Annotated in this window: 18 protein-coding genes; 10 read left to right on the top strand and 8 right to left on the bottom strand. The window is 44.4% G+C overall.

The genetic code is table 11. The features are described from left to right. Nucleotides 1-43: 43 nt before the first annotated feature. Both HUW51_RS09605 and HUW51_RS09600 read left to right on the top strand, forming a co-directional pair. A complete protein-coding gene (locus HUW51_RS09605; protein WP_185273758.1) occupies nt 44-2467 on the top strand; it encodes a glycoside hydrolase family 95 protein in 2424 nt (807 codons plus the stop codon). Nucleotides 2468-2556: 89 nt separating this feature from the next. After that, nucleotides 2557-2892, top strand: coding sequence for an L-rhamnose mutarotase (locus HUW51_RS09600; RefSeq protein WP_185273756.1), 336 nt, complete (start codon nt 2557-2559; stop codon nt 2890-2892). A 666-nt stretch (nt 2893-3558) separates the two neighbouring features. Here the strand turns inward: HUW51_RS09600 and HUW51_RS09595 are convergent. From HUW51_RS09595 to HUW51_RS09570, 6 genes are all read right to left on the bottom strand, one after another. Continuing rightward, complete coding sequence (locus HUW51_RS09595; protein WP_185273755.1) at nt 3559-4413, bottom strand: sugar phosphate isomerase/epimerase family protein; 855 nt, start codon at nt 4411-4413, stop codon at nt 3559-3561. 70 nt (nt 4414-4483) lie between these two features. Next, nucleotides 4484-5374 (bottom strand): ThuA domain-containing protein, encoded by an 891-nt coding sequence (locus HUW51_RS09590; protein ID WP_185273753.1) that lies wholly within the window; start codon nt 5372-5374, stop codon nt 4484-4486. 337 nt (nt 5375-5711) lie between these two features. Continuing rightward, nucleotides 5712-8894, bottom strand: a complete 3183-nt coding sequence (locus tag HUW51_RS09585; protein ID WP_185273751.1) for a PVC-type heme-binding CxxCH protein — start codon at nt 8892-8894, stop codon at nt 5712-5714. A gap of 374 nt (nt 8895-9268) precedes the next feature. Then, complete coding sequence (locus tag HUW51_RS09580; RefSeq protein WP_185273749.1) at nt 9269-10780, bottom strand: RagB/SusD family nutrient uptake outer membrane protein; 1512 nt, start codon at nt 10778-10780, stop codon at nt 9269-9271. A 24-nt stretch (nt 10781-10804) separates the two neighbouring features. Next, a complete protein-coding gene (locus tag HUW51_RS09575; RefSeq protein ID WP_185273747.1) occupies nt 10805-13894 on the bottom strand; it encodes a SusC/RagA family TonB-linked outer membrane protein in 3090 nt (1029 codons plus the stop codon). A gap of 529 nt (nt 13895-14423) precedes the next feature. Next, nucleotides 14424-17063 (bottom strand): DUF7133 domain-containing protein, encoded by a 2640-nt coding sequence (locus tag HUW51_RS09570; RefSeq protein WP_185273745.1) that lies wholly within the window; start codon nt 17061-17063, stop codon nt 14424-14426. Nucleotides 17064-17292: 229 nt separating this feature from the next. Here HUW51_RS09570 and HUW51_RS09565 point away from each other — a divergent pair, with 229 nt between their 5' ends. The 5 genes from HUW51_RS09565 (at nt 17293) to HUW51_RS09545 (ending at nt 21182) form a co-directional block, all read left to right on the top strand. After that, nucleotides 17293-17823: a GbsR/MarR family transcriptional regulator gene (locus tag HUW51_RS09565; RefSeq protein ID WP_317175622.1), complete on the top strand. Its 531-nt coding sequence runs from the start codon at nt 17293-17295 to the stop codon at nt 17821-17823. Between the two features lie 71 nt (nt 17824-17894). Beyond that, nucleotides 17895-18260, top strand: coding sequence for a hypothetical protein (locus tag HUW51_RS09560; protein ID WP_185273743.1), 366 nt, complete (start codon nt 17895-17897; stop codon nt 18258-18260). A gap of 193 nt (nt 18261-18453) precedes the next feature. Then, complete coding sequence (locus HUW51_RS09555) at nt 18454-19362, top strand: TIGR01777 family oxidoreductase (protein WP_185273742.1); 909 nt, start codon at nt 18454-18456, stop codon at nt 19360-19362. Nucleotides 19363-19373: 11 nt separating this feature from the next. Beyond that, the gene (locus HUW51_RS09550; protein ID WP_185273741.1) at nt 19374-19679 is read left to right on the top strand and encodes a hypothetical protein; all 306 of its coding nucleotides are present in this window, start codon (nt 19374-19376) and stop codon (nt 19677-19679) included. Between the two features lie 1038 nt (nt 19680-20717). Beyond that, complete coding sequence (locus HUW51_RS09545; RefSeq protein ID WP_106932747.1) at nt 20718-21182, top strand: Lrp/AsnC ligand binding domain-containing protein; 465 nt, start codon at nt 20718-20720, stop codon at nt 21180-21182. Between the two features lie 114 nt (nt 21183-21296). Here HUW51_RS09545 and aspS read toward each other — a convergent pair whose 3' ends face one another. Both aspS and HUW51_RS09535 read right to left on the bottom strand, forming a co-directional pair. Beyond that, nucleotides 21297-23042, bottom strand: coding sequence for an aspartate--tRNA ligase (gene aspS, locus HUW51_RS09540; RefSeq protein WP_185273740.1), 1746 nt, complete (start codon nt 23040-23042; stop codon nt 21297-21299). Between the two features lie 360 nt (nt 23043-23402). Beyond that, nucleotides 23403-23609 (bottom strand): hypothetical protein, encoded by a 207-nt coding sequence (locus HUW51_RS09535; protein WP_185273739.1) that lies wholly within the window; start codon nt 23607-23609, stop codon nt 23403-23405. 486 nt (nt 23610-24095) lie between these two features. Between HUW51_RS09535 and HUW51_RS09530 the strand changes: the two genes are divergently transcribed. The 3 genes from HUW51_RS09530 to HUW51_RS09520 all read left to right on the top strand — a co-directional run bounded on the left by HUW51_RS09530 (nt 24096) and on the right by HUW51_RS09520 (nt 25858). Next, complete coding sequence (locus HUW51_RS09530) at nt 24096-24647, top strand: hypothetical protein (protein WP_185273738.1); 552 nt, start codon at nt 24096-24098, stop codon at nt 24645-24647. A gap of 74 nt (nt 24648-24721) precedes the next feature. Continuing rightward, entirely contained in the window at nt 24722-25168 is a 447-nt protein-coding gene (locus HUW51_RS09525; protein ID WP_262891327.1) for a nucleoside deaminase, read from the top strand. Nucleotides 25169-25246: 78 nt separating this feature from the next. After that, on the top strand, nt 25247-25858 hold the full coding sequence (locus tag HUW51_RS09520; RefSeq protein ID WP_185273737.1) for a superoxide dismutase: 612 nt from the start codon (nt 25247-25249) through the stop codon (nt 25856-25858). Nucleotides 25859-25980: the final 122 nt, after the last annotated feature.

The following is a 25980-nucleotide window of genomic DNA, read 5'->3' as shown; positions in this document are numbered from 1 at the left end:
TAAAACGCAAAAAATTTAAAAAAATTAACCTTAAACATGCCCGATGCAATTCGTTAAAATTACTTTGTTTGCTTTTCTGGTGGCGCTACTCCCGCTTACGTCCATTTACGCCCAGCAGGATTTAAAACTATGGTACCAGCAACCCGCCACAATCTGGACCGATGCTTTGCCGGTGGGTAATGGCCGGTTAGGCGCCATGGTATACGGCCGGGCGCAGGAAGAACTGATTCATTTAAACGAAGAAACGTTGTGGTCGGGTGGTCCGGCGAATCTCAACCCTAATCCGGAAGCGCCGAAATACTTGCCCCAGATCCGGGAAGCGCTTTTTAAAGAAGATTACAAAACGGCCGCCGAGCTTTGCAAAAAAATGCAGGGCTTGTACACCGAATCGTACCTGCCGCTGGGTGATTTAATTATCAAACATAATTTTACCGCCGAACCCACCGATTATTACCGCGATTTAGATATTGCCAATGCCACGGCTCTAACCCGCTTTAAAATAAATGGTACGCAATACACCCGCGAAATTCTGGCCTCAGCCTCCGATCAGGTAATTCTAATCCGCTTGCGCGCCGATAAAAAGGGCCAGTTGAATTTTGATGCCACTACCAAAAGCTTAATAAATTTTAAAAATGCAGCCGGAGGCCCGAACGAGTTGGTGATGAAAGGCAAAGCGCCCAGCCACGTAGACCCCAATTACGTGAACTACAACCCCGAACCGGTTATCTACAACGCCCAAGACAACTGCCGCGGCATGCGTTACGAACTGCGGCTAAAAGCCAAAAACAAAGATGGTAAAGTTACCGCCGATGCCACCGGCCTGCACGTAACCAACGCCACCGAAGTAGTCCTGTATATCTCGGCCGCCACCAGTTTTAACGGTTTCGATAAATGCCCTGATAAAGACGGCAAAGATGAATCGGCGCTGGCGCAAGGTTACCTCAACAAGGCTTACACCAAAGATTTTGATAGTATCCGCAAAGCGCACGTGAAAGACTACCAAGGTTATTTTAACCGGGTAAGTTTATCGCTCAACAACAACCCGCCGGTAAATACGCCTACCCTGGAGCAGCTCATGCGCTACACCGACGGTGCCTCGGACCCAGCCCTGGAAGCTTTGTATTTTCAATACGGCCGCTATTTACTCATTTCCAGTTCCCGGCCGGGCGGTATTCCGGCTAACTTACAGGGCATCTGGAACCCGATCTTGCGGGCGCCCTGGAGCAGTAATTTTACCACCAACATTAACGTGCAAATGAATTACTGGCCCGCCGAAATGGTAAACCTTTCGGAGCTGCACACGCCGCTGGTCGATTTTATTAAAAACGCAGCGGTTACGGGGAAGCAAACTGCGCAAAACTTTTACCAGGCCAAAGGCTGGGCCGTGCATCACAACTCCGATATCTGGGCCACTTCTAATCCGGTGGGCGATTTAGGAAAAGGCGATCCGTCGTGGGCCAACTGGGCTTTGGGCAGTCCCTGGCTGAGCCAGCATTTGTGGGAGCACTACAGCTACACCAACGACCAGAATTATTTAAAAAATACCGCTTACCCGCTCATGAAAGAGGCCGCGCTTTTTTGCCTGGATTGGCTCGTGGAAGATAAAAATGGCCGCCTGGTAACCGCCCCCGCTTCTTCGCCAGAAAATATTTTCATCGACGATAAAGGCCAGAAAGGCAGCATTTCAATAGCCACCACCATGGACATGGAAATTATCTGGGATTTGTTTACCAACGTAATCGAAGCTTCGGAAAAACTGGGTACCGATGCCGACTTCCGGAAATTAATTATTGATAAACGGGCTAAACTGTTCCCGTTGCAGATTGGCAAAAAAGGCAACTTGCAGGAATGGTACCGCGACTGGGAAGACGAAGATCCGCATCACCGCCACGTGTCGCATTTATTTGGTTTGCACCCCGGTCGCCAGATTTCGCCGATCAACACCCCGGAGTTTGCCAATGCCGCGCGTAAAACTTTAGAAATGCGCGGCGACGAAGGTACCGGCTGGAGCATTGCCTGGAAAATAAACTTCTGGGCCCGCCTGCACGACGGCAATCACGCTTACAAACTCATCCGGAATTTGCTGCGCCTCACCGGGGTAGAAGGCACCAATTACGCCAAAGGCGGCGGTTCTTATTCCAACTTATTCTGCGCCCACCCGCCTTTCCAAATTGATGGTAATTTTGGCGGCGTTTCCGGTATGGGCGAAATGTTGGTACAGAGCCAAGCTGGTTTTATTCATTTATTACCCGCCATTCCAGACGTTTGGAAAGAGGGTAAAGTAACCGGCATGCGCGCCCGCGGTGGTTTTGAAGTAGACATGGAATGGAAAAACAACAAACTGGTAGCTACCACCATCCGCAGCATTAACGGCACCAGCACCCAAGTTCGTTACGGCGATAAAGTAATTGACTTAAACTTAAAACCCGGCCAATCGAAAAAGTTAAACGGCAACCTGGAAGGTTAATAGCAACTTGAAGTAATAAGAATTTGCCTAAAATTTTAAAATTTGAAACTTGTTTTGCTTTTAGAACTACCAAAAACTAAAACTATATTTTGAAAAGATATTGCTTAGCCCTCGACCTGCATGATAACCCGGAGCTGATTGCGCAATACGAGCATTGGCACAAACCCGAAAACTTCCGTCCGGAAATAAAACAAAGCATCCTGGAGGCCGGTATTACCAACATGGAGCTTTACCGCTTCGGCACCCGCTTGTTCATGATTATGGAAACCGACGACACCTTCACCTTCGAACGCAAAGCCGCCTTGGACGCCGCTAACTCCCAGGTTCAGGATTGGGAAAACTTTGTCTGGCAATTTCAAAAACCCGTACCCGGCGCTAAACCTGGCGAGAAATGGGTTTTGATGGACAATATTTTTAAGTTATGATGCTTTGGGAAGCCGCTGGGAAAGTAAATTTTTAAAAACTTATTTTTAGAAATCCACTTTCAAGCAAAGTGGATTCTTTTTTTGTGAATTCTTCGTGCAAAATCTTACGCCCATTCCCCCTTTCCAAATGGAAACTTTTATCTTCTAATTCTATCGCGAGCGTCTACGCTCGTGATGACCATCGTTCGGCCTCTGGCCAGTAGAAATTTAACTGAATTGCTTTTAGGAAATGTCAAATAGTATGCCCGGCCAGAGGCCTACCAAATAGTTAGACACGAGCGGGACGCTCGCGCCAGCGCAAGATATGATAGCAGGCTATTACTTGATAAAGCATCCCTACTGTGTAGCAAAATAGTTTCCTGCTGAATGACACCGTGGGTAGAATTTTAAAAAATTTAAATTTTCCCAACTCACTATGCAACAGATAGCTTTAGCCAGGTGCAAAGTACGACGCTAAACTGTTCGAGCGTTCAGCGAGTTTTTAGCGTCTTGATTTTTTTGGTTCTTTTTGTATCAAGACAAAAAGAACAGAACTTGAGCAATGAAACAACTTCACTTTGAAATCACAGCTATAAAGTGGCTATGCGAACGAGAATCTTTTTGGAATAGCAAGGCACGGAAGTAACTTCCGCGCCATAGTAGAGCCGCTGTTATGCAAACAAGAATCTACTGCAACCCGTGCTTCTGACACATTTGCTGAATAAACGTTAAGCCTTTTTCGGCAATATCCCAAGGTGGGGAAAACTCGCGCCAGACACCGATGGAATTGGCAAAATCCGGATCGTTGCGGGAAAAAGCTTCGATGGTGAGCATGCCCTGGTAATTGATTCCGGCTAAAGCCGAAAAAGCATCATCGAAGTGGATATGGCCATCGCCGGGCGTGCCGCGGTCGTTCTCGCTGATATGCACGTGCACCAGGTAAGGCGCAATGGTTTGAATAGCCTGGGCAAACTTTTTTTCTTCGATGTTGGCGTGGTGGGTATCAAACATAGCCCGTACGTTGGGGTGATCGATTTGCTGCAACAACCGGGAAAGCTGCTCCATAGTATTGCACAAATAACTCTCGAACCGGTTTAGCGCTTCTAAGCCAAAAGTTATTCCGGCTTGCCCGGCGTGTTCCCCGGCGGCGTGCAGTACTTCGGCGGCCCAGCCGTATTCCTGATCTTCGGGCGCATGCAGGGCAAATACCGAGTGCGCCGAGTGTAAAGGGCCACACAAAATTTTGGCACCTAAATCGTGGCTCCGGTCAATCACCCATTTCAAGCGGTCTACTGCTTTTGCCCGCACTTCGGCCGAGTCGCTAATGGGGTTTTCGGCTTTGCCTACCGTAGATACCGTACTTACTGCTAACCCTAAACTCCGGCAATGTTCGCCTACGCGTTGGTAAGCAGCGGCATCCGGGGAGCCTACGTAAAATTCTACGCTATCGTATCCAACTTCTTTTAACCGGTCTACGGTAGGCAAAATCTCATCCGATACTACCGCCGACCAGGCCAACACATTAAATCCAATTTTATTCATAGTTTAAGCTATATAACTGCTAGTAATAACCGGAATAAAGCTTCCGGAAAATGTAAAATTTAAAAAATTATTACTTACTGGCTTGTATACCGTGGTAAGGCGCGTTAATCGCGATTTTACCCGCCCACTTTTTAGGCACTGGCTTACCGGCAGCCCAATGAATGCTATTAATCACTAATCGTTGAACCGGTTCTAAATCAAAATCTTCGGGGTGGCCTAAGGTAGTCATGAAAAATTTACTACCGAACGAATTGGTGCCGGTCCAGGCCACGGGATTCTCAACCGCCTCCTTATCCGGGTTAACGGCGTGGCCCATTAACAGCCAGGTAGAGCCTTTTTTGGGGTAATCGGGCAACACCCGGTACAGCCAGGAACGGGCATGAAAATTAGCCTGCACACCGGTAAGGATGGGGTTCTTCGCTTCCTTGGGAATAATATTGACATCGGTACTGGATTCGTGGCCGTAATGGGTATGTTTGGCAGCCCCGCCCCAACCCGGAGGTGCGTTAAACACCATTTCGCCGAAAGCATTCCATTTTTCCAGTTCGTGCCCTTTGGGGTAGTTAAAGGCGTGGGTAGTAGTCCGGAAGCCAATTACCGGTTTACCGGTTTTTAAATAATTTTCGATATGCTGAAGTTGATCAGCGGGCAAGCGCCGCCAGCGTAAAAAAAACACAGCCACATCGGCGTCTTTTAAAGCTTCTAAGCCCGGAATATTTTCTTCGGAGTTATGGTCCGGTGATGCTTTTAAAACTTTGGTCCGGAAACCGTAATTTTTCTCCAGTTCGGCGGCAATGGCCGGCATGGTTAATTCGCCGCTATACTCGTGGTCTCCGGTTACAAATACAATTAAAGGCTTTTTAGCGCTGCTTTTGGTTTGAGCACAAGCGTAAAAAGTACTTTGAAGCACTACTAACCCAAGAAATAAAACCAGAAATTTTAAAATTTTAAAATTTTTCATAAACCGCTATTAAGTGGTAAATATATTTTGAACTGAGTTATTTAACGCAAGTTGTTTGCAGTATACTTCAAATAACTTGCGTTTTCACTTATTTTTAAACTAAGTTTCCTGAGCTAGCCGGGGCCATTCAGTAAAGCATAATGCGTACTATCCCTTAAGATAGAGTTTGTAACTTCTGGAAGTCAGAGACTTTCGTTTGTCTTTAAAGCACCAGTGACACTTCGCTGCACACTGGTGCTAGTGAAAGTGCTGTTCTTTACTTATCTCCAACTCAGTTAATTTATTACCCGAGTCCTTTCTATCGAACAACGAACAACAAATAACCAACAACGAACACCTACTGCACCCCATTCTCCAGCGGATGTTGCTTGAGTAGCTCGTCCGGCGAATAAAAGCCGGTTTTATCTTTAATGCTGGCTCGTACCATTTTTACTTTGTCGGGGGTTACGGCGGGCGCTTTGTTACCAAAAGAGTTACGTACGTAAGTAATAACCGCGGCTACTTCGTCGTCTTTCAGCATACCGCCAAAAGGTGTCATAGGAACCTGACCGGGGTATTTTTTGCCTTGTACCTCAATAGGGCCGTGCAATCCTTTTAAAACAATTTTAATGATGCGGTCTTCATTACCCAAAACCCAGTTGGTACCGGTTAGCGGCGGAAAGCCAGATGAGGCTAAACCTTTGCCATCGGGTTGGTGGCAGGTGCCGCAAAACCCTTCGCGGGCGTAAATTTCTTTGCCTTTAATTAACAAATCCCGCTCGGCGCCTTTTAAATCCGTTTTAACTACTTCTTCTTTTTTCTGTTCCACTTCGCGGCCATTCAGGTGCGCTACGGCGGTTTCGTGGGCATGGATCATCCAGTTATCCAGGGGCTTTTTAGCGGCTTCGGCCAGAATAGGTAAACCTTTTTCTTTCGTTAACCACGAGGCAGCCACAATGGCTTCTAAACGTACCCGGCCGTGTTCGTCGCGGGCAGCTTGCATTAATAAGTCGGCCTGGTTGGGTACCTGGTGGCCGGTGTAACGCACTACGCGAACCGCCGCGGCCCGGGCGTGGTAATCTTTGGCTTGCAACATTTGCCGTAATAAACCCTGATCTACTTTGTTCATGCCCCAACTTACCCATAAGGCTTCGAGTAAGTGGTGTTCGTATTTCGGATCGTTTTTATCTAGTTTGGCCGTCCAGGTTTTTAAATGCGAAAGCACTTCTTCTACAGGTCGGCCGCGCAACTCCCGGCGGGTACGATAGCGGGTGCGGTATTCAGGTAATTTTAAATTTTCGAGTAATTCGTCGATGCTGGCACCCGCTACTTTAGCCGGTTTCACCAATGGCCGACCCGGATACGTAATGCGGTAAATACGGCCGTGTACGTGGTCGCGCAATGGGTCGCGGGCGTTATGCTGCATGTGCCCAATTAATACATTGTGCCAATCAGCTATGTACAAAGAACCATCCGGGGCAATTTCCATATCTACGGGCCGGAAGTTACGATCTTCGGAAATTAACAAGTCTTGCTTGTGCTTGCTAATATAACCGGTGCCATCGTCTTTTAACGTATGTTGTTTGGTACCTAAAAAGCCAATGGTATTGTTAATAATTAAATCGCCTTGCACATCGTCCGGGAAATGGCGGCTCGAAATAAATTCTAAACCGGAAGTAGGCCGTACGCGGTGCTTGTCTTCAATTAACTGTTCGGATTTGTGGGTAGCTACGCCGTAACGCGATTTTACGCTGCCGGGCATCATCCAGCGTACATCGGGGCTGGAGGTTTCGGCGAAGAAGTTCTGTCCCCAATCATCAAAGGCAATGCCCCAGGGGTTTGGGATAGAAAGCTGGGCGGTACGCTCTAATTGGCGGCGCTGCGGATTATAGCGGTAAAAACCGCCATTGGTCGCCCGCACCGGACCATACGAGGTTTCCACGTTGGTATGCAGGAAAACGCCTTCGCCCATGTAAATAGCACCCGATGGATCTAAAGTGTAAGCATGATGCGCGTGGTGGGTATCGTGGTCGTCGAAACCACTCAGAAGGATTTCCCGAACATCGGCTTTATCGTCGCCGTTAGTATCACGGAATAGCATCAGATTAGTGCCCTGCGAAATATACACGCCTTCCGGTGCTAACTCAAAACCTACCGGTAAATGCAAGCCATCGGCAAAAGTAGTTTGTTTATCGGCTTTGCCATCGTTATTGGTATCTTCCAGGATAATGATTTTATCGTTTGGTTTTTTATCGCCAGGCTTGTAATGGGGGTAAGTAGGCATGGTGGCTACCCACAGACGGCCTTTATTATCGAAAGTGATCTGACAGGGGTTAGCTAAATCGGTGAATTCTTTTTCGGAAGCGAACATTTCGATTTTATAACCGGGCGCTACTTTTAACTTATTTACCGCATCTTGCCCGTACAAATATTCTGTGCTGCCGTTTTTCTCTGGGTTATAGTTGGTAGGTACCGGTGGCAACTCCGAAGTTTTCTGGTCGGCAGCGGCTACATCCATTTTTTGTCCTTTTACCGCTTGCCAAACTGCCTGATCGCGGATATCGGTCATTTCCCGGATTTTCTTTAATTCGGCCGGATAGTTCTGCGGCCCAAAAGGATCGTAGCGTCGGCCATACACGTGCACGCCATTCGGAATTTTTAAATCATTGTGCCACATCCAGTTTTTCTCCATTACAGCGGCGTGTACCAAAGCCCGGTTTTTCTCGTTTTTCACGGCTGTTTTGCCAAAAACCTGATCGGCCAATAGTTTACCGAAGCGGGCGTATCCTTTATCGCTTAACTGCGAACCATCAATGGTTAAAAATTCTTCGGTAGAATCGTACCAACCTTTGGTGGGCGTAAACGCATTTACAAAAAGTACCTTGTTTTTAGCAGCTACTTCTTTCATGGCTTCGGTGTACAAAGCCAGGTTTACGTTTTCTTGTTTGCCGTTGGGCAGATCGTACTTAGCGGAAAGATCTTCGAAAGCAATCGGCGACACTAAAGCTAGTTGCGGCGCGGTTTTACCGTTGTACTTTTGTTTTAAAGTATGTTTCACAAAGGCATCCAGTTCGGCTTTGTAATTTTCCAGTCCTGCTTTGCCTTCAAACGATTCGTTGTAGCCAAAAAAAGCAATGATAATGTCGGCTTTGTGGCGGGTAATCCACTCGTCGGGAGTTTCGTAAAAACCCTGGCTGTCGGAGTTATGCGCCAGTTCGGTTTGAAATTTTTCGGCGCCCGGAAATGCCCACGGCGATACCCGACCGGAATGTGGCCGGAAGCCAGGCGTGTTGCCCCCATCGCACATGTTGCGGATGTACAATTGGTTATCAGGGTAGCGCAACTGCATTTCGGTTTCAAAATGCCCGAAGTCCATCATGCGGGAACCCAGGTTATTGCCCACCAAAATAATATGCGATCCTTTGCTGAGTTTTAAAGGCGTAGAGGTTGACTGGGTAAATTGCAGGGTAAGTAGCGCTATGGCCACCAGCCCCAAACTCGTAAGCACGACCTTAAAACTTCTTTTTTTAATTATTTCCATTTACCAACTTGTTTATCTAAAAATATAAATTCTGATCTGTAGTTGCGCAGAAAACCACTTTTAATTGTAGTAAAATAGCCCAATTAACCCATCCTGCACTGTCCTGTTTTTATTTCGATTAGCTTATAAATCAGGCAGAATAAAAAACCAGGTTGTTGTAAACCGTCCTTATAAATAAATCCGACTGGAAACTGCGAACTACAATTCCCGGCCGGATTATTTAAAAATTTAAGCAAACAGACACCCGTATTTAAATAGTAAACGCTAAGACTTCATTTTTAAGATTTTGATTATTAGCATTTTTTAAAAATATTGATAGCGGCTCTATTTAAATTTATTTTGCCTGGTTACTTAGCAGCTAATAATCTAAATTTTTAATAGCCGGTATTTTGAGTTAGATTTTTATTATTCCGGATTTCGGCGGTTGGTACCGGAAATAAAAGCTCGCGCTCTTTTAACACAGGTCCGTAGGAGAACTGGTGCCCCACGTAGTCGTCGAACTGTTTAGTTTTCACGTTAAAGGCTTTGCGCAGGCGTACCATATCAAACCAGGTTTTGTTCTCGTAACTCAGCTCATGCCATTTTTCGCGCCAGGTAGCTTCCCGGAACTCTTGCTGGCTTAAACCTTGCAGCTCCGGCAATTCGGCCCTTCTTCTAATTTTATTAACAGCTTCGTAGGCTTCGGGGCTAGGCCCGCCAAAGGCTTCGTTAGCGGCTTCGGCATAATTTAACAAAACCTCGGCATACCGCATCAGCATCCAGTTTAAGCCGCTGCTGGTGGTTTCCAATTGGGCTTTCGGGTCAAAAAACTTATAAATAAAGTAACCGCCTAAATTAACACTAGTGTTCCGGTCGCTGCTCAGAGTATACTCGTTAAAGTAAAATTCTTTTTCTTTGGCCCGTTTATCGCCGGGTTCGTAGGTCTGCACAAAATCGGTATTGGCGTAAATAGCCCCGGTTTCGTCGGAGTAAGCAGAAATGCCTTTATTGTACGGGATAATAGAAGTTTGCCAGCCCGACGCCATGATAAACGGCGCAAACTGCACCATTAAAATGTGCTCGCCGGAATTTTCGGTAGCTTCGTTGTGCAAATCGTTGTAATCAGTAAATAAGCTGTAGGCATTCGACGAAATAACTTCCTGGGCTTTATCGGCCGCTTTTTTAAAATATTCGTTGCCTTTCTGTAAGGGGTATCCAGCCATGGTCAGGTACACGCTGGATAATAAAGATTTAATAGCGCCCGTAGTTACTCTACCCGTTTTATCGGTCATCGGCAACCCAGCGGCTTCGGCGGCAACTAGGTCATCTACAATTAATTTATAAATTTCTTCTTCGGTGGCTTTGGGCGGGTACAAGTCTTTAGAAGCTAAATCTACCGGCTCGGTAATTAAAGGCACCGGTCCGAAAATCCGCACCAGGTTATAATAGTAATACGCCCGTAAAAACCGGGCTTCGCCCAATAACTTGGCTTTCTGGCTTTCATCCATGGTAATACCGGGAATTTTGGCAACCGCCAGGTTGGCATTAGCTATGCCCTTGTAGCTGCTGGTCCAGTACGTACCGCCGTACGAATTATCGGAGTTGTTTACCAGATTCCGGACGTTGATGCTGTTCTGCGCCTGACCTAAATCGGTGTTGGCTAAGCCGGTAGCAAATTCCAGCATCATCCAGGGCGCGCCGTTAAAGCCGCCGCCAGTTGTGGATCTTAAATCGGCGTAAATGGCGTTTACAATGCTTTCGGCGTGTTTGGGCTGGGTAAAATACGTATTCTGGGTAAAGTTAGACTTATCGGTTTCTTCCAGGAAATCATTACAGCTCGTGCTTAAGAACAATAACCCAATTCCTAAAAACGACTGATGAATATATTTTTTAACTGTGTTGTTCATAATGAATGTTTTTAGACTAAAATTTTAAAAACCAAGATTAAGACCTACCATAAACACACGGGCTTTCGGGTAATCGTATAAGGCTAAACCTTGGTCGAAGGTACCGCCCGAGGTAGCTACTTCCGGATCATAGCCTTTGTACTTGGTAATCAGGAAGAAATTTTGCATGGAAGCATATACCCGTAAGCGGCTGATGCGCAGTTTCTCGGTAACGCCCGGATTAAAATTATACCCGAGCAGCAAGTTGCGACCCCGGATAAAATCGGCATCCTGCACCCGGTGGCTATCATCGAAAGTATCGTAACCGGCCGGAATCGGACGCCACTGGGCAATGTCGGTATTTTGGTTTTCGGGCGTCCAGGCATTTAATACGGTGGCAAAGCTGTTGGCAATACCCTGGCGGTCTTCGGCGGAGTGCTGCGTGGCCAAAGAAACATCGTTGCCGTACATAAACTGTAAGTCGAAGGTTAAATCAAAGTTTTTATACTTGAAGGTGTTAATCAAGGAGCCAAATCCATCCGGAATACCTTTACCGATAATCACCCGGTCGCGGTCGTTAATCTGGCCGTCGTTGTTTACATCCTGGTATTTTACGTCGCCGGGCAAGCGCAAATATTTAGCCGCTTGGTCGGCTTCGGCGGTGCTCCAGGTGCCCTGGCGTACGTAGCCAAAGAACGAGCCTACCGGTTCTCCTTCGCGGATAATGCCGCGGCCAGAGAAAATATCGTCGCCGCCAGTTAAGGCCAATACTTTGTTTTTGTTGATGGAAATATTAAAAGTGGTGCTCCAGGTAAAATTAGGCCGCGAAATATTTACGGTGTTCAGGCCAATTTCTACGCCCCGGTTCTCCATGCTGCCCACGTTGCGGGTAACGGTAGTATAGCCGCTGCTAGAGGGTACCGGTGCGCTCAACAACATATCGGTGGTTTTTTTGCGGTACACATCCACTTCCAGAGCAATACGGTTGCTAAACAAACCTAACTCCAGACCGACATCTACCTGGTGCGTTTTTTCCCACTGTAAATTTTGGTTGGCTAAACGGCTTACCCCTACCCCAATGGTGCGGGTACCGTTAAAAATTACTTCGTAGTTACCCATCCCGGCTTCGGCCTGGTAGGCATTAATTTCGGAGTTACCCGTTACCCCGTAGCTGGTACGTAATTTTAAATCCGACAACACCGGAACGCCTTTTAGGAAATCTTCTTCGGTTAAGCGCCAGGCTAAAGCAGCCGACGGGAAGAAGGCATACCGGTTTTCGGAACCAAACTTAGAAGAGCCATCGGCCCGACCAGTTAACGTTAGTAAATACTTTTCTTTGATGTTATAATTAATGCGGCCGAAGTAAGAATTTAAACCGTAGGCACTGGTACCGGAAGTGGGCGCCACGGCGGTAGCGCCGGCTCCTAAGTTATTGTAGCCAAAATAATCATCCTGGAAATTCTGCGATTGTGCCCGGGCAGTAAACACATCTACGTGCTGCCACGACAAACCCAATAAGCCGGTAAGTGAATGATTTTCGGATATTTTTTTATTGTAAGTCAGGTAATTTTCGAACTGCCACGAATTGTGCCGCTGGTTTTGCACGTAGGCCACCCCACCCTGATCTTTAGAGATATAATTTAGTTCGCGGCCTCCGTAGTAGTTAATTCCCTGATTGATAATGTTGGTACCCAATACGGTTCTTAGCTCCAGATCCTTGGTTATTTGAATACTGGTATACAAGTTACCCAGGGTATTTTGGGTTTTTAAAATATAGCGACGTTCTGCGCCCACTTGTAAAGGATTATCGCCGCCTTCCATGCCCGGATAATCGGCGTTACCGGCCCAGGTGCCATCGGGGTATCTAATGGGAATAATAGGCAAAGCTTCCACTACCTGGCGCATGAACGTAATACCGCCTTCGCCTTGCAAATCCAGTTGTTTTTCCTGCTGATCGTTGTAACTGAGGGAACCACCCACTTTGAGCCAATTTTTGATCTGGCTATCGAAAACAAACCGGCCGGAATACCGTTTTAGCCACGATTCGCGCATTAAACCATCTTCGTCGCGGTAGCCTAGGTAAGCGCCGAAGCTGGATTTATCGCTGCCGCCGGTAAAAGATAATTGATGGTTTTGGGTAACAGCTTTTTGGGAGGCTTCTTTTTGCCAGTCGGTATCGTACAAAGGCCGGCCGTTGGCATCAAACAATAAAGGATTCGTTCTTTTGGTTTTCGGGTCTACGTATTTGCCGGCTGCCCAACCTTCGGGGTCATATTTTTCAGCGTTCTGGTAAGCGCCTTCTTCTACGCGCAAAAACTCTTCCGAATTTAATAGATCTAATTTCCGGGCCAAAGTACCCACGCTAAAGTACGTGTCGTAGTTTACGCGGCCGCCATCTTTGCTACCCCGCTTGGTGGTTACCAGAATAACGCCGTTTGCCCCCCGGGCACCGTAAATAGCCGTAGCCGAAGCATCTTTGAGTACTTCAATAGAAGCAATATCGTTGGGGTTCATGTAATCGATAGGTGAAGTGCCGTTGCCCAGGTTGGTCACGTTTAAGATAACGCCATCTACTACGTACAGCGGGTTGTTGGTAACACTCACGGAGGTATTTCCCCGGATACGGATATTGGCTGCTCCGCCGGGCCGGCCGGAGTTTACCGATACGTTGGCCCCGGTTACCCGACCGGCTAAAGCCTGGGTTAAGTTAGCCGATGGCCGTTCTTCTAAAGTTTCTGCTTTTACCGACGAAACCGCTCCGGTTACATCTGATTTTCTTTGCGTACCATAACCCACTACAATTACTTCTTCCAGCGCTTTGGTATCTGAAGCTAAGGTAATGTTAATGGTAGTTTTGTTACCAATAGGCACCTCCTGCGATAAGTAGCCCACAAAAGAGGCAATTAAGGTTCCGTTGCCATTGGGCACACTTAAAGAAAAATTACCGCTAGCATCGGTGGTAGTACCATTACTGGTTCCTTTTAATAGAATGGTTACTCCCGGCAAGGGTTCTCCTTTTTCATCGGCTACTTTACCGGTAACCGTAATGGCCTGCGCTAACAAGTCAGAAAGCGAGAGAAAAAGCAGCGGAAGCACCAGAATAAATTTCAACTTCCTAAGTATTGGGTGTTGCATAGACGTGGATTTTATAGGTAAAACGCTTTAATTAAAATTCAGCTAAAGGGCACCGCTCTGCTGCTGATTTACCAGCAGCCCTTATTGGGCGATAACAAGTAATTTTTGAATATTTTAAAATTAGGGGGAAACAAAGGCCTTACTATCCTGCTGTGTCCGGTGTAAAGCGGCAATTTTTTAAATTTTTTAAATTTTCCCGAAACCATTGCTTGGTTTCCAAAGGAATAACTCTTGCAGGCTGAATTCGGCCAAAAGAACTGCGTAAAATTTTTAGAATTATGAATAGCATTTAACCTTTTACCGGCTAGTTTGTGCGTCATTTAGTTAAGAACCTGCCCCACTAACCTGCCTGAGAACAGGAAAGTTAGCAGGAGACCGATACTCCGGACAGGTTTAAGTACCACCCACTTGCAAAACCGCTGCGGTGCTAAAATAAAAAAGGCGGAGCTTTAGCCCCGCCTTTGTATGAAGAATAGAAATAGAATAATTTTTAAAAATTTAGTGCAACTCTGGCACTTGCTTATTTTGTTTACTTTTTCTGTTGTTCCAGGAACGTAAGTAAAGATGCAAACTCTTCGTACGACAAGGCATTGGCTAAGCCCGACGGCATCATGGAAGTTTCGAGTTCTTTGCGCGAAACAATGTCGCTGGCTTTAATGGTAAATACCTCGCCGGCAATATTACGGATTACTACTTTACCAGCCGTTTCTTCCGACACAAAACCGATGTACGTTTTTCCGCCTTTGGTATTAATATTCACGGTAGCAAAACCCTGCGAAATCGATGCATTCGGTTTCAGGATTGATTCGGCAATTTGTTCCCGGTTCATAATAGAGCCAATCTGGCCCATAAAAGGTCCTTTTAAGGTTTCGCCGCGTTTAATGCTGTGGCAGGCAATACAACCTTGCCGGGTAAACAAACCTTTACCCACGTTGGCATCGCCTTTAATCTTAGCCATGGCCAGCATCACATCTTCAATGGACGATTTACCGATCTGGCCTTTCTGGTTCCGGATTTTATCCAGGTCTACTTTTACGGTTTCTTCAGTAACCACCGAATCTTCGCCGCCAAACTCCGTTATGCCTAAACGCATCCGGCCATTTAAATCGGCAAAAGCTTGTTTGCCGGTTTCGTCGGCTTTGTTCCACTCATTTTTTAAAAATTCGGCAATTTTCGGCGAAGCTTCCCAGGTAATACCTTTGTAATACGGGCCGTGGGTATCGGGGCGGGTGCTCCACCACCACGAACCATCGTAAGGCGCTTCTTTTTGGTACAAACGGGCTACGGTAGTCAAAATCTCTTTTTTCCGGTTCGCATCCTGGGTTTGCTGGTACGCCGAAATTAAACCATCTACGGCTTTCGGATCGTGCATATAACGCAAAGTCCAAAGCGCTAAAGTGGCATTATCAGAATTAAGAGCTTTTACACTAGCATCTACAGCATTTAAATTTACGAGAGCCCGTACGGCCAGGTGCGCCGGAATAATAGCGGCATTAGGCGTAGCATGCGGACCTTCGGTGTTTTTAGCCGGAGCTACAAACGAAGCCGGAACTTTGGTTTGCAATAAAGCTTCGGCAACTTCTGGCCGGCCCAAACGGCCCAGACCAATAATAGCAGCTACCTGTACTCTTTCGGATGGATCTTTTAAAGCTTGCAGGAAAGGCGCTGTAGGTACTTTGGCTATAAACTCCTTGCGATCGGCGAGTACTTTTAAAGCCAATTCTTTTACCTGGTTATCCTGGGTTAATTTAACTAAGTCAGGAATCGCTTTTTCACCGGCAAGCTGCGCGTAAGTATACATACCGGCTACACGCGCCTCTAAAGTTTGATTTTTATCTTGGGCAACTTTCCAGGCAGCTTTAGTCGCTTTTTTGGCCGGGCGGGTTAATAGTTCTTGCTGGGCGTACAAACGGGCTACTGCGCTGTTGGACTTCAATAAATTAGCTAGATCGGAGATAGAAGCTTTTTTTAAATCCGGGAAGGCTTTGTAGGTCCAGTTTTGGGGTACTACCCGCACCACGTAGCCTTTGCTGGGGTTACCGGAGTAACCGGCGCCATCCCAGGCGGCTAAATACATCCGGCCAGAGCCATCCACGTCCACATCGGTAATTTGCGGCAGTTTAATAAACTCTTCTTCTTTTTGGGTAAAGCTCGGGCCATCCGGGGTAACCCGGTGAATGTACAACTGGCTCCGGCCCCAATCGGCCATCATGGGCACTTTGTTGTATTTTTCGGGCCAGGTAGGTTCATCCATAAACAAAGAACCGGTACCGGAACCGCCGCCCACATCTACTAAAGCCGGAATAATTTCGTCGGTAAAATGCTTAAATAACACTGGGTAACCGTACTCCCCGGATTGCAGTTGGTGGCTAAAACGGATGTTCCAGCCGCCGCCATCGTTGGTATTATCACGCGTAAAAATGTTCATGTACGGGTCAATGGCGACGTCATAAATATTACGCATACCATGCGAGTACACTTCCATACCGGTACCATCGGGCCGCACCCGCACAATACCGCCGCCCAGCATGGTTAATTTTTTACCAGATTGGTCGGTAGCATTATGGAAACCGAAATCGCCCACGGCAATGTAAATCCAGCCATCAATCCCCATCCGGATGCCGTTGGTAGCGTGGTCGGTGCCACGGCTTTGCAAAAAGTTCGGGTTGCTAATACCTGTAATTAAAGGTTTAGAAGGTCCATCGGCTACCCCATCGCGGTTAGCATCCGTGAAAACGACTAAATCCATACCAGTAGCTTTGCCGCTTTCTTTCGAAAAAGTAGTATGCAGCACATAAACCCGGTCATCGACCACAATAATACCCCGCGGGTTATCTGCCGTTGCAAACGTAGTGTGCTGATCTACCTGGCCGTCGTTGTTACTATCTACCAAACGTACAATGCTGCCTTTGCCCGGCTCTTTTCCCAAAGAACCCATCATATCAACGCCCACGTATACTTCGCCGGTTGGCACTACTGCCAAACAAGCCGGGCTTGGGGTTAAATCGGGACCGGTAAAATTGGTAATTTTTAAATCTTGGGGACCTTCCTGAGCGAAGGCCGCTTTTTGCATTTTTGTACTTTCGGGCTTTTTAGGGAGATCTAGTTCCTGAGAAAGCCCCAACAGGAACAGAAAAGCATAAAACAGATTTAAAGAAATTTTTAACATTTTTAAATTTAATAATTATACCTAATATTCTTACACACACAAAACATCCCACTAATTAACAGCATAAAAATTAACTGACCTAATACCGGAACGATAAACCACAGCTTATAATTTAATTTTCAAATTTTGGAGAGGTTTCTGGTTAATGTGGATGCTTTTAAATTCCAGATTGTAAGAGCAATTACAGGACATAAAATTTTTGAAATTATTTTCATAAATTATTGAAATTTTGAAAAGTTTCATATATTTGAATATGGAATTAGCCGAGGCAAAACAAAAGTTTATTGAAGCATGGGGAAAGTTGGGTTCCGAATGGGGCATTAACCGGACCATGGCCCAGGTACACGCTTTGCTTTTAATTTCACCGGAAGCACTAACCACCGAAGAAGTAATGGAAGCCTTGCACATTTCCCGGGGCAACGCCAACATGACCTTACGGGATTTAATTGATTGGGGCTTAGTAGAAAAACAGCACCGGACTGGCGAACGCAAAGAATACTTTTTTGCGGAAAAGGATACCTGGGTAATTGCCCGGCAAGTAGCCAAAGAAAGAAAAAGAAGAGAACTTGATCCGGTATTAAAAATTCTGGATCAAATAAAAGAAGTACAAGGCGAAGCAACCGATCCGGAATACACCACTTTTAAAAAATCCATTACCGACATCAGCCGTTTGGCACATAATGTTGATAATACCTTACAAACCATGTTGAAAGCCGAAGAAAGCTGGTTCTGGGGCTCTATTTTTAAAATTTTTAAGTAGCCTATATTTTTTAACCTAAACTTTCATTTATTTCTGAAAATTCAATATATACTAATTTAAACTCCAATTTTATGTCTTACTTTATCTTAACCTACGCCGTTTATTTATCCATTAGTATTGCCCTTACTGTTTGGGTTGCTCGGGTTTTATTTAACAATGGCCGCATTTTTCTGGTCGATATATTTCACGGCAACACCGAACTGGCCGACTCCGTGAACAAATTGCTGGTAGTTGGTTTTTACCTGATTAATATTGGGTATATGAGTCTGGCGTTAAAAGAAGCTGGTAATATCCCGAATGTACAAGTAGTAGTGGAGGTTTTAAGCTATAAACTGGGCTGGATTATTTTGATTTTGGGCGGTATGCATTTTTTGAATCTCGCCATCTTTTTTAAACTCCGGAACCGCGCCCAGCAGCAAATAGCACATAAATCTTAACTCATCCGCAACAGCAAGCAATCTTAAATACGACAAATAAACTATCTCTTCTCCTTCTGCTAGCTTAAAAAGCATACTCCAAAAATCTAAAAATTTAAAATTAGGGTTGGCTGGCCTTAAATGCTTGGCTCAGATCCATCCTGAGGAACGCAGTTCTAAATTTTTATTACCACCCACTTAATATTATCTTATTATGGCTAAAATTGTACTGGCCGGAGGTTCTGGTTTCCTCGGGCAAATTCTCAGTGCCCATTTCTTAAGTAAAAATAACGAAGTAATTATTCTCACCCGCCACATTAAAAAGTTTCCATTCAATGTAAAGCAAATTCTCTGGGATGGTAAAAACCTGGGTCCGTGGGTGAACCAACTTGAGAATAGTACCGTGCTAATAAACCTAACGGGTAAAAGTGTGAATTGCCGGTACAACCAAAAGAATAAAAAAGAAATTTTGCTATCGCGCCTGCAATCTACCCAAGTATTAGGCGATGCCATACGGCTCCTGCAACAGCCCCCTCCGTTGTGGATTAACGCGGCCTCTGCTACCATTTACCGCCACGCCGAAGATCGCCCTCAGGATGAATACACCGGCGAACTGGGAATTGGTTTTTCGGTGAACGTTTGCCAGCAATGGGAACAATTATTTTTTACCCAGAACACACCCAACACGCGCAAAATAGGCTTAAGATTAGCCATTGTACTGGGCAAAAATGGGGGAGTAATGCCTTATTTTAAAAATTTAGCCCGACTTGGCTTAGGCGGTAAACAAGGTAACGGGCAGCAATACTTTAGCTGGGTACACGAACAGGATATAATAAGCATTGTAGATTTCTTCATTAACCAAACCAGTCTAGAAGGTGTTTTTAACGTGGCGGCGCCTCAGCCAATAACTAACTCGGCCTTTATGCGCGCGGTACGCCAAGCTTTTGCCGCTCCTTTCGGTTTAAACACTCCCGCCTGGCTGCTGAAAATAGGTGCTTGGTTTATCGGCACCGAAACCGAACTTATCCTGAAAAGCCGATGGGTACTGCCCCGCCGCTTAACCGAAGCTGGTTATCAATTTAAAATAAAGACCATAGAAGCTGCTCTCGCCGCTAGTCGTTAATATTTAATTTAGTGAAGTTTACTTATGACAACTACAAAGGTCAGCCCGAAGTAATGTTCAGTAACATTCAATTAGGAAATGAAAGTAACTATGAGTTGCGTTTTGACAAAAACCTGAAACGTTTTAAAGAATTATTAAAAGGAAAATGGGTTTTTAAAAATTGGACAACAGAAGAATCCGTAGAGGAAGGGCTATCGGCATTTTATTTTATAGAAAATTTTAAACAACAATCCTTATCAACGGAGTACGCCCGCATGGTGCAATATTCTGATTGCATGGTGGATACTACTAGCCAAATATTTTACGAAAGTGGCTAAAAGACCAATGGGAAAGTAATACTCCTGAAGAAAATAGAACTTTAATATAGTTTAAAATATAATATAATACACGTACCAAGGATAGCATTATTCCTAAGCTACTAAACTTTAAATACTTTAAGATTTAATGATATTCTTGAAGAAAGCTTAATTTTGTATTTTAATTATAGTTCTCCAATAAGTAATTATAAGGCAGCATTTAAAAGAATAATTGATTACTTAAATCTTCTCTTCTTCTGTTGTTTTAGTTAGGCCTTCCTTCTCCTTTGCTTTTCTGATAAAATAACGTCTACTGATAGCTAAAATCAGAGCTACTACAATAAGAACAATTAAATTAATATTTTTATCTACTATTAAGTTACTTGTAAAGAACCATATGGTAGCAATATAACATACAAAGTAAATCAAGTTAATTATAATACTTTTAGGCATTGCTAAAGCTTTTTGATACTTAAACCACAATAAAACGAAAGTAAAGTAATAAAAAACATCTCTAGTTATAGAATAAGTCACTTTTATCCCTTCTCATTCTTAAGGAAAGAGTTTTAAAAAATAGATGGTTTATTAAAGTTGCCAACAATAAAATCCATTATCTGCCTTTAGCTATTTTAAAAATTTTAAATTTAGCAACAACACTCCCCAAAACTAGTTCCTAACATCGCCTCTTTTCGTTTTAAAAGAAAGAATTGCTAATTAAAAGAATGGTGCCGTAGTAAGTAATTTACGCACCAAATAAAAAAAGCCTCTTAGCGTTTAAACTAAGAGGCTTTTTAGCTGTAGGGGAAGGAATCGAACCTCCACGGAGTAGTTAGGCGAAAATCAACTTAGAGGTCGATAAAGCTTTATCCTATATATCTCCACCCCCGAGAGAGGAGGGCATGTCTGCCAGTTTCAACACCCTACATTGTGTTATTGTTTATTCAAATATACGAGATAAAATTAATTGCTTCAAAATATTTTAAATATTTTAGTTAAAAATTATGTTATTTTAAATTTATAGTTACTTTTGTTAAAACAAATCAAAAATCGGCGAATTATATGCTCAAAAATTTAGAAATTGACAATACGGATTTAAAAATCCTCTCTCTGCTGATGGAAGACGCGAAAATGGCGTATGCAGATGTAGGAAAAGAAGTGTTTGTTTCGGGCGGTACGGTACACGTACGCATGAAGAAGATGGAACAAATGGGCATTGTAACGGGTACCCAGTTAAAGTTAAATTACGGCAATTTGGGGTACGATGTAAATGCTTTCCTGGGTATTTACCTGCGCAAAAGCTCCATGTATAACGAGGTGTTAGAGCAGCTTCGCCGGATACCCGAAGTAATTAGTGTAAATTACACTACTGGTATTTATAGCATGTTTGCCAAGCTGATCTGCAAAGATACTATGCACCTGAAAAACGTATTAACCGATAAAATTCAGAAAATACCGGGCATTCAGCGTACCGAAACCTTTATTTCTCTGGAAGAAAGTATTAGCCGACCAGTACAATTACTCTAATAAAGGTAGAGCCATATGGTAAAGACTCTGCCATTGCTACACCAAAAAGCGGCATCGGTTACCAGGTAAATTTCCTGCTACGCCGATGCCGCTTTTTATAAAAATTTAAAGTTTTTACTTTAACCGGATATTCAACTCGTTTAATTGCGCTTCCGCAATTGGCGAAGGCGAATCAATCATCATATCTCGGCCGGAATTATTTTTCGGGAAGGCAATAAAATCGCGGATAGAATCAGCTCCACCGAATAAAGAACACAGCCGGTCGAAACCGAAAGCAATGCCGCCGTGTGGCGGTGCGCCGTATTCAAAAGCATTGAGTAAAAACCCAAACTGCTCGCGGGCTTCTTCGTCGGTAAAGCCTAAAAGCTTAAACATTTGCTCCTGCAACGGCCGCTCATGAATCCGGATAGACCCCCCGCCTACTTCTACGCCGTTAATTACCATATCGTAGGCATTAGCGCGTACCGCACCCGGGTTAGTTTCTAATAAACCAAAATCTTCCTGTTTGGGCGAGGTAAACGGATGGTGCATGGCAAAAAACCGCTTCTCGTCTTCGTTGTATTCCAATAACGGAAAATCGAGTACCCACAACGGCGAAAAGGTATTCTTATCGCGTAAGCCCAAGCGTTCGCCCATTTCCAGGCGCAGCTCCGATAATGCTTTGCGGGCTTTATCAGCAGCACCCGCAATAACCAAAATTAAATCACCGGGCTTAGCTGAGAAAGCTTCGGTCCATTGTTGCAAATCCTCTGGAGTAAAGAATTTATCTACCGATGATTTTACCGCGCCATTGGCTTCTACGCGGGCGTAAATTAAACCGGTAGCCCCTAACTGCGGCCGTTTCACGAATTCGGTTAATTCATCGAGCTGCTTGCGGGTGTAAGTAGCGGCCCCAGTTACATTTATTCCAATAATTAATTCTGCTTCGTCGAATACCTTGAATCCTTTGTTCTGTACAAACGAGTTCATTTCCACAAAACGCATATCGAAACGAGTATCGGGCTTGTCGTTGCCGTAATACTTCATAGCATCGGCGTAGGTCATGCGGGGCAGTTCGGTAATTTCTATGCCGCGCACGGTTTTAAACAAATGCTTTACTAAGCCTTCAAACGTATTTAAAATATCTTCCTGGTTTACAAAAGAAAGCTCGCAGTCTATTTGCGTAAATTCGGGTTGGCGGTCGGCGCGTAAATCTTCGTCGCGGAAGCATTTTACAATTTGAAAATACTTATCGAAACCCGACACCATTAACAATTGCTTAAACGTTTGCGGCGACTGCGGCAAAGCGTAAAACTCGCCGGGGTTCATGCGGCTGGGCACCACAAAGTCGCGGGCGCCTTCGGGCGTAGATTTAATTAAAACGGGGGTTTCTACTTCAATAAACTGCAAGCCATCCAGGTACGCGCGGGTTTGCTGCATCATGCGGTGGCGCAGTTCCAGGTTTTTACGCACACTAGCGCGGCGTAAATCCAGGTAACGGTATTTCATGCGCAGGTCGTCGCCGCCGTCGGTATCGTCTTCAATTAAAAAAGGCGGTAGTTTAGCCGGGTTCAGAATAGTTAATTCCTGCAGTTGAATTTCTATGTCGCCGGTGGGTAATTTATCGTTTTTCGAAATACGCTCCAGTACTTTACCGGTGGCTTTTATCACGAACTCGCGCCCTAATTGCCGCGCCTGGGTAATAACCTCGGTAGCGGTAACGCCTTCTTCGAGTTTTAACTGGGTAATGCCGTACCGGTCCCGGAGGTCAATCCAGAGCATACCGCCTTTATCGCGGGTTCGTTGCACCCAGCCCGTGAGCGTTACTTCCTGCCCTACGTTCCCTAATCTTAATTCACCACATGTATGTGTTCTAAGCATATAAAATTCTGATTAATATTTACAATAAGCGGCCCTCTGGTAGCCAGTTAAGGGTTTTACCCCAGCTACTAAATTACCCGTTTTAGCTTGTAAAAATGTTGAGGGGCAAACTTAAAAAAAATAAGCAATCCCGCCAAAGTAAGTATTATAATCTGGGGCAAACTACACTTACCAAAAGGCTATTTTGTTTTAAATACTAATTTAATTTCAGCGGCTTAAAATAAGAGCGCCCGAAGGTATCGGGCGCAGCGATGAATTTACCGGAAACAGCATGGCATTAAAGAAATAATCCGCAACAACCTGTACCGGGCAATCTAATTAAAAATAAGCAAGAGAGGAAATACGAATTTTTAAAAAAAATTATTTTAAGGTAGCAATTCTGCTGGAAGCGGCTTTGTATTGTTCGTACTCTGGAGACGAAGCGTAGATATTGGCCTTCTTGGCTACTTTTTCTTCTTCGGCGTTATGATTTAGTATTAAGAGTAAACAAACAAAAGCAATAATATGAAACAATAAAGAGGTTAAGCTGTAAAGTTCTTTTTTTTGTCTGGCATTCAATCTTTTCATAGTTAGCAACGGCAAATAAAAAATTTAGATATCAACGTCAAGACCCTACCCATGCATCCTTAGTTGCACGCCCGAATAAATTTATTTACTTTTTTTTGCAGTAATAATAGTTGATGATTTAAATCAAGTTTTAGTACTACTTAAAAACAAAAAGGTTTAATTTATTTTAACCAGTGCCCAAAGGTAGTATTTCTAAGAGTACAGAACCAGCTATTTTTCATTTTTCTTAAAAATCAAGCCTTATTACCAAAAAATATTAAAAATTTCATGTATATATTTTTTAAAATTTCAATGAGGCTACAGCAGCTTTTTTAGTACGTAAAGAACTCAACCATTAGCCAAGTTTTAAGTCTGCAGAGCTGCTAACAGAATACATGATAAAGCAACTAACCCTTAAGCCACTTTGTTTATAGGAACACCCCAAAGTAACTACCGCTGTTTTAATAAAAGAAGCTGCTTACCTTTGGGTTAATTATTACATCGCTTATGAAATACATTTTGCTTATTGGAATTTTATTTATTGGCTTAAGCAGCTTTAAACCGGGCAAATTAAAACCCGTTAAAATCGCTAAAAACATAACCACGTCGTTGCCTACGGATTTTGGCGTAATGCCCGACGAACTGATTGCCAGCCGGTACCCGGCGCCCCGCAAACCCATTGCGGCTTATACCGGTTACAACGGGCAGGTAGATTTAGTGGTAACCGAAAAACCATCTACTTTTTCAAAAAAAGATTTACCGCTGTTACAAAAGTTTTACAAACCTGCCATTTTAAGCATGTACTCCGAGGTACAGTTTATCCGGGAAGAGGTAAACACCATTAATGGCCGCGAATTTTTAATTTTTGAGTTTGTTTCGGCGGTGAAAGATGATGACAAGAAAAAAAACAAGCTGGCCCCGATCCGGAAATACACCATTGTGCAGTACACCATCGAGAACGATAAACTCCTGATTTTTACTTTTAACTGCCCGGTTAATTTAAAAGCAGAGTGGCAAGGTACGGCCAATAAAATAATGCGGTCTATTAAAATAACTTAAAAAAGTAAAACAAAATACTACTCAATCAGTTAAAATTACCACGTTCCAGGTTTTAACTATTTAAATTATTTAGCGTGCTTTCGGTATTTAGCGACGAACATTTTATGAAAGAAGCGTACAAACAAGCCCAGTACGCTTTAGAAGAAGGTGAAATTCCGATTGGCGCGGTGGTAGTTAGCCAGAACAAAATAATAGCCCGCGCCTACAACCAAACCGAAAAATTAAACGATGTAACGGCCCACGCCGAAATACTGGCAATTACGGCCGCTGCAAATTATTTAGGTAATAAATATTTACACGAGTGCACTTTGTACGTAACCGTAGAACCGTGTGTGATGTGTGCCGGAGCCAGTTACTGGGCCCAGGTAAAACGGGTAGTATTTGGCACCACCGATCCCAAAAGAGGTTTCCGGCGGTTTGGCAGTAATTTATTACATCCTAAAACCGAAATGGAAAGTGGCATAATGGCCCACGAGTGCGCTAACCTGATGACGGAGTTTTTTTTGAATAAACGAAATTAGCGGCTATATTTGGCCGCCCACATACGTAAAACAAAATACGTTTTTTTAAATTATCTAACCTTAAAATCCGATAAAACTATGGCTTTCGAATTACCGCAATTACCGTATGCCTACGATGCCCTGGAACCCCATATTGATAAGCAGACTATGGAAATCCACCATACGAAGCACCACCAGGCTTATACTACTAACCTGAACAATGCCATTCAGGGAACTGATTTGGAAGGTAAATCCATTGAAGAAATTTTACAGAATGTAAGCAAAGCTCCAGCCGCAGTACGCAACAACGGCGGGGGTTTCTACAACCACAACCTGTTCTGGACCATTCTGGCACCTAATGCCGGCGGCGAGCCAACCGGCGCCATTGCCGAGGCCATTACCAGTTCTTTTGGTTCTTACGAAAAATTTAAAGACGAATTTACGAAAGCGGCTACTACCCGTTTTGGATCTGGCTGGGCCTGGCTTTGCAAAATGGATGGCGGCAATTTACAAATTTGCTCTACCGCTAACCAAGACAGCCCTTTAATGGACGTAGAAAGCAACTGTGGGGGTTTTCCGCTGTTGGGCTTAGACGTTTGGGAACATGCTTATTATTTAAAATACCAAAACCGCCGGCCCGAGTACATTACGGCTTTCTTTAACCTGATTAACTGGGACGAAGTAAACCGCCGGTTCGCGCAGGCTAGTTAATTTTGCCTAACTATTTACAAAAGGCTTCGGTTATACAACCGAAGCCTTTTCTTTTTACCTGGTATTTAGCTATTCCGGCTTGTTCTTGCATTACGTCATCAAAAAGTCCCCTTTTATCGTTA

It is taken from the genome of Adhaeribacter swui, assembly GCF_014217805.1.
GTDB classification, from domain to species: domain Bacteria; phylum Bacteroidota; class Bacteroidia; order Cytophagales; family Hymenobacteraceae; genus Adhaeribacter; species Adhaeribacter swui.
The sequence above is the reverse complement of the archived record's forward strand: the minus strand, read 5'-3'. Positions and strand labels throughout refer to the sequence as shown.